The sequence below is a fragment of the Bradyrhizobium sp. genome (assembly GCF_035701725.1).
Classification (GTDB): Bacteria; Pseudomonadota; Alphaproteobacteria; order Rhizobiales; family Xanthobacteraceae; genus Bradyrhizobium.
The window spans coordinates 1-5,757 of the sequence record NZ_DASSRP010000302.1; the positions used below are offsets into that span (position 1 = coordinate 1).

The window sequence follows — 5,757 nt, forward strand, 5'->3', positions numbered from 1 at the left end:
GCCGGCATGGACCTGCCGACCTCGGTCGCCCCGTTTATTTTGCGGGGAGTGTGTCTGCTCGGTATCGACTCCGTGATGTGCCCGCTGGAGCTCCGCGAGGTCGCCTGGAAACGCCTCGGCACTGACCTGGAATCGGGAAAACTGACTGAAATCACTCACGAAATTGGCCTTGAGGACGTCATAGCGGCAGGCGCCAAGATCCTCGCCGGCCAGGTTCGTGGTCGAATCGTGGTAAAAATTTCCTGACGACGTTCAGACTTTACCAACGAAGCTGCGCCAATGTTGCCACGGTTAGTATGGTAAGCAACGGGTAAAGGGCCAAACCCGTCGCTGGGTAAAGTCGGAGTTGAAGCATGCTTGCGCGTTTTGTGTTGGGGGCCGTCATGGCCGGTGCTGCGATCGTGCCCGCCATGGCTGGACAGATGAACGCCGAAGAGGCCAAGCGTTTCGTTTCCGGCAAGGTGTTCTCTTTTACCTGCTTCGACGGCACGCGCGGCGCTGGCCGCATCCTGGAGGACATGGGCGCCGCAGGCTCGGTGCAGTTCTCTGGCTCCGGTCCGATCCGCCATGTTCGTCTGCCCGGCAATACGCTGCAGATTCGCGGACAGGCGGTTTGTGCCTCGCTCCGCGGTATCCCGTTTGAGCCGTGCTTCAATCTCGAGAAGCAGGACGAGGTGAGCTTCCGTGGCTCGGTCTCCGGCATGGGCTTCGCTTATTGCGATTTCCATCACCAGGGCGGGACCCAGATGCTGATGGCCCGCGCGGTGGCGCATCCGCGGGCGCGGCGGGAACGAACGCCCGAGCAGACCGGTTCGGTCGAAGTGTCCTCGCGGGTTGAAACGCCGGCGGTCGAAAGCGCCAAGCTCGAGCCGATCCGTTCCGAACCCAAGCCGGCGCCCGCCAAGTCGGAGCCTGCTCTGGAATTGCGCCACTCGACCGACTGACGCGCACCGCGTTCTGTCCGACGCATCTTCAATGAAGATTTGCGATCGGCGCGCCTCGACAGTGCCGCGCTTGCGCGGCGCTGCCTGCAATTCGCGTTGAACGTCTTGATTGCGCATCATCGTGATCGGCGGAACCAGCGCGGCTGAACCCTTAATTTACGAATGAGTAGCTATGTTCGAGGCGCTGAAAAAGCGGCTGGAATAGTTCGCGCCGTGCCGTGGAACGCGGACGGCGTATCCTTGGGGGCGGATTGCCGTGAAGAGACTGCTCAAAGTCATCGCTCAACATTCGATTGCGGCCAAACTCGCCGCCATGGCGGTTGCCGGCGCCTTGTTCATGGTGCTGGTGGCGCTGACGGTTCTGTTCATCGCGCGCGGCGAATTGGCCACCGAGCGCACCGAGCGGGCCCACGCTGTGGTCGATGCCGTCTGGGGCCTGGCGGACAGTTTCAAGCGCGCTGCCGAATCCGGATCGATTAGCGAGCAAGAGGCGAAAGCGCGCTTCTTCGCCGCTGCCAGCGCCGTTTGGTTCGAAAACCACAGCAACTACGTCTTCATCTACGACACGGAGTCCGGTCTGTGCGTCGCGAATGCCGGCAATCCGGGTCTGGTCGGCAAGGATGTCCGCGGCCTGAAGGATTCGGCCGGGATGCCGTTCGCATCGATGATGCTTGATATGGCGAGGCAGGGCGAGGGAACGATCCGCTACACATTTCCAAAAGGCGGTGCGAAGACCCCGCTGGAAAAAGTCGCCTATGTCCGCGGCTTCGGGCCGTGGCATCTGATGATCGCTTCTGCCGAATACATGACCGATCTTGACGTCACGTTCTGGAACATGGCGCAGTCTGTTTCGGCGCTGATCGGCGCGCTTCTGCTGTGTTCGATCGCGATCGCCTGGCTGGTGGCGCGCAGCGTGGTCAAGCCGCTGTCGCGGCTGAAATTGCGCATGGACGCGCTCAGCAAGGGTGAATTGAACCTGCCCGTCGCCGACGCTGGCCGGCCGGACGAAATCGGTGAGATGGCGCGCACCGTCGAAGTGTTCAAGGAAGCCATGATCGAAACCAACCGCCTGCGCGCCGAGCAGGTCGAAGCCGAACAGCGGCAGATGCGGGAACGCAAGCAAGACATGCACCGGATGGCCGACAGCTTCGAGGGCGCGGTGGGCGAAATCATCGCGACGGTGTCGTCGGCCTCCGCACAACTGGAGAATTCTGCGGGCGTGCTGACCTCGACCGCCACGCGATCGGAGTCGCTGGCGACCAAGGTCGCGGGCGCCTCGGAAGAGGCCTCCAGCAACGTCCAGTCGGTCGCCTCGGCCACGGAAGAGTTGTCGTCGTCGGTCCACGAGATCAGCCGCCAGGTGCAGGAATCGGCGCGCATGGCCACCGAGGCCGTCGCGCAGGCCCATCGGACCAACGATCGGGTCGGCGAACTCTCCAAGGCGGCGAGCCGCATCGGTGACGTGGTCGAACTGATCAACACCATCGCCGGCCAAACCAACCTGTTGGCGCTCAACGCCACCATCGAGGCGGCGCGCGCGGGCGAAGCCGGCCGCGGCTTTGCCGTGGTGGCCTCGGAAGTCAAGGCACTCGCCGAACAGACCGCGAAAGCCACCGGCGAGATCGGCCAGCAGATCAACGGCATTCAGGCGGCGACGCAGGAGTCCGTCGGCGCCATCAAGGAGATCAGCGGCACCATCGAAAAGCTCTCCGAAATCGCCTCCGCCATCGCGGCGGCGGTGGAAGAGCAGGGCGCGGCGACCCAGGAAATCTCCCGCAACGTGCAGCGCGCCGCGCAAGGCACCATGCAGGTCTCCTCCAACATCGCCGACGTCCAGCGCGGCGCCAGCGAGACCGGATCGGCGTCCTCGCAGGTCCTCTCGGCTGCCCGGTCGCTGTCCGGCGATTCCAGCCGCCTCCGGCAGGAGGTCGGCAAGTTTCTCAGTTCGGTGCGGGCGGCCTGACGCGCGCTCCAATTCCGAGATTTGCAAGCTGTAACGCGCGCGCGTCATACCTGACACGAACTTCAAATTCGTCGCGCCATGCCGGTCACGTGCCGGGGGCCGGTGCCGGTGTCGCGGGTGCGGCCGTCCGGCGGAACAGCACCTTCTGGTAGAACCAGCCGATCGCGACCAGCACGAGTCCCAGCCCCATGAAGGACAGCGCGCGGTAGACGCCGGTCAGCGTCGACAGATCGATCAGAAACACCTTGCCGATGGTCAGTGCGATGACGACGGCCGAAGCGAGCCGGGCGCGCTGCGAATTGGCCCATATGCCGATCACGAGCAGCAGCACACCAAACCCGAGCCAGGCGATCGAATAGGTGTACTGTTCGATGTCAGGGGTCCCGCCATGCGATAGCACCGGGCCTTGATAGAACCTGCGGATCTGTAAGGAGACATAGCTGAGCGCCAAAACCAGCGCAGCGGCGGCGATGGTGTTGCCATAGGCCGCTGCCCGCCTGCCCCCCACCGCGTAGGATAGCAGCAGTGCGAGAACGGCAGGCGCCGCATAGCCGAGCAGAAGCTGGTTGATGAACTCGCCGTTGATATCGATATGCCAGATCGCCGGGTTGTCGAGGAACAACAGCCCGAACAGGCTGGCGGCTCCCGCAAACAGCGTCAGCAGAACCGCGGCGACGTTGTGAATGATGCTGCCGCTTCGCAGCCGCAAGCGTTCGAGCCCGATCGCCATCGCGAGCGCTGCGCAAACCTGAAGTCCTGTCTCGGTCAGACCGGCGCTGTCGCGATAGACATCGCCACCATTGATGGCGTGGCGAATCTCCAGGAACACCAACAGCACCGTGAACAGGATTGCGGCGGCCTCCACCGCGCGCAGCGGCGCATCGTCGCCGCGACGGCGCAGGAAGATGCTGGCGGTCCAGAACGAGGCCGCCGGAATGCCATATCCCCAGAGCAGCCAATTGAAGATCGGCGTGGTACCGACCGCAGCGCCGACAATGCGCGGCTCGTAGCCGACCCGCAGCACCACGACGGCTGCAAGGATCGACGACAGCACGCGCAGGAACGGGATCGGCCGCTGCGTCGAAACCCAGGCGGCGCCGGCCGAGGTGAGCGCCAGTGCAATGGTGAGCCAGCCCTTGTCGAGCGCAAAGGTCAGCGCCAGCGCAAGCGCTGCGAGCGTGCCGGTGGCAAACAGGGCGGTCGACGTCACGAGTCCCGGACGCGGCTCGCGCTTGGTCAGCATTTCGGTCGCCGCCGCAAACAGGATTGCGACAATGACGGCCAGAATCGCGAACGGTACCGAGCGGTCGAGATGGGCGATCCGGGCATAAAGCGCGATCAACAGCGCGAGCGGTGCGAACACGCCGGAGGCCGACCAGATCACCGGGACCAGCGCGTTCGTGCTGCGGCCTTGTGCGAAGAAGCCGGCGGCACCAAAGCCTGCTGCGAACAAGGCTGCCACCGTCAAATGCAGCGAGACGGATTCATCGGTCGCCGCGGGGCCGCCGATGCCCGGCAGTGGTCCGCCGGGCAATACCAAGAGGTCCGGATTGACGCGCACGGCCCACACCAGAAACACGAGGCCAACGAAGACGGCCGCCGGAGCGACGGCACCGGTCGCGGCCGGCGCGCGCCACGCCACCCCGAGCGTCGCCGCGGTCAAGACAGCGAATACGACCATGGCGGCGCTGGCGTGGAAACTTGCGAGAACGATCAGCACGGCGCCAAACAGATAGGCCGTGAGCGATCCTGACGAGACCCATTCGACGCTGTCGTCTTCGGCCGACGGGCCGAACAGGAAGCCGCATACGACAAGCAGTGCGGCGAGTGCAAATCCTGCGATCGCGTGGAACGCATAGGGGCCGACGTCCGGCGGATCGAACTTCACGACCGGCAGGATCCAGATCAGCGCCAGCACGATTGTAGTCACCGCAAGCCAGCTCCACAGCCGCGCCCGCGCAAGACCAAAGGATGCCGCGGTGACGACCGCGAGATAGATATAGAGTGCCCAGAAGTCCGGCTTCTCGGAGGAGACCAGCAGCGGCGTTCCGAAGGCGGCAACGACGCCGAGGCCTGCCAGCATCGGGCCATGCAGCAATGCGGCGGCCAGCGTGCCGAGCGCCACCAGCCCGAGCAGGAGGAAGGCGGACGCCGGCGCCAGGAAGCCGTAGAGCGCGTAAGCGGCGTAGGCCGTTCCGAACGCCACGGCGGTGCCGGCCGCGGTCAGCACCGCCGGAATATTCGCGATCGGCAATACCGCAATCGACGACGTATTTTCCTTGCGCCGGGTCCATTCGCCCGCGATGAGCAGCGCCAGCGCAAAGGCGCCCCCGAGCAAGGTGCGCACGCCCGGCCCGAGCAGGCCGGCGTCGATCGAATAGCGGACCATGAAAAAGCCGCCCAGCGCCAAGGTCAGGCCGCCGAGCCAGACCACCCACCGCGTGCCGACGCGTTCCTCGAAACCGGGCGTGGCCGGCGGGAGCGGTGGTGGCGTCGCAGGCGCTACGCTGGCGAGGTCGTCGGCGATCGAAGGGGCGGCCTCTTGGAACGGCGCGTCGGGCTCGGCGGCAACTGTGGTTGCCGGAATTTCGGGCGCCGCGGCGGGCTCGGCTTCCTGTGCGGGCACCAGTGGCGGCGGCATCGGGGCCGCGCGCCAGCCGCTCGCTTCAAGCGCGTCCAGTCGCGACTTCAAAGTTGCGGTCTGGTTCATCGCCTTGCGCGCCACGATCAGGGCGATCACCGCAATCGCAACCGCAAAGAATTCAAACATCTAGTGCCCCTGCAACCGCGAGTGGTCCGATTCTGACATTCGCATCCCTTCTCAGCAGGCGCTTTTGCGAATGTCAGAAT

General features: G+C 65.0%; 3 protein-coding genes and 1 pseudogene. 3 read left to right on the forward strand and 1 reads right to left on the reverse strand.

Annotated features, from left to right (window positions below; genetic code table 11):
• From VFL62_RS17890 to VFL62_RS17900, 3 genes and pseudogenes are all read left to right on the forward strand, one after another.
• Positions 1 to 246, forward strand: a pseudogene (locus VFL62_RS17890) (oxidoreductase); the annotation flags it as partial.
• A gap of 107 nt (positions 247 to 353) precedes the next feature.
• Positions 354 to 944, forward strand: coding sequence for a hypothetical protein (locus VFL62_RS17895; RefSeq protein WP_325173714.1), 591 nt, complete (start codon positions 354 to 356; stop codon positions 942 to 944).
• A gap of 256 nt (positions 945 to 1,200) precedes the next feature.
• Positions 1,201 to 2,907 (forward strand): methyl-accepting chemotaxis protein, encoded by a 1,707-nt coding sequence (locus VFL62_RS17900; RefSeq protein WP_325173715.1) that lies wholly within the window; start codon positions 1,201 to 1,203, stop codon positions 2,905 to 2,907.
• 85 nt (positions 2,908 to 2,992) lie between these two features.
• Here VFL62_RS17900 and VFL62_RS17905 read toward each other — a convergent pair whose 3' ends face one another.
• Positions 2,993 to 5,677, reverse strand: coding sequence for a DUF2339 domain-containing protein (locus VFL62_RS17905; RefSeq protein ID WP_325173716.1), 2,685 nt, complete (start codon positions 5,675 to 5,677; stop codon positions 2,993 to 2,995).
• Positions 5,678 to 5,757: the final 80 nt, after the last annotated feature.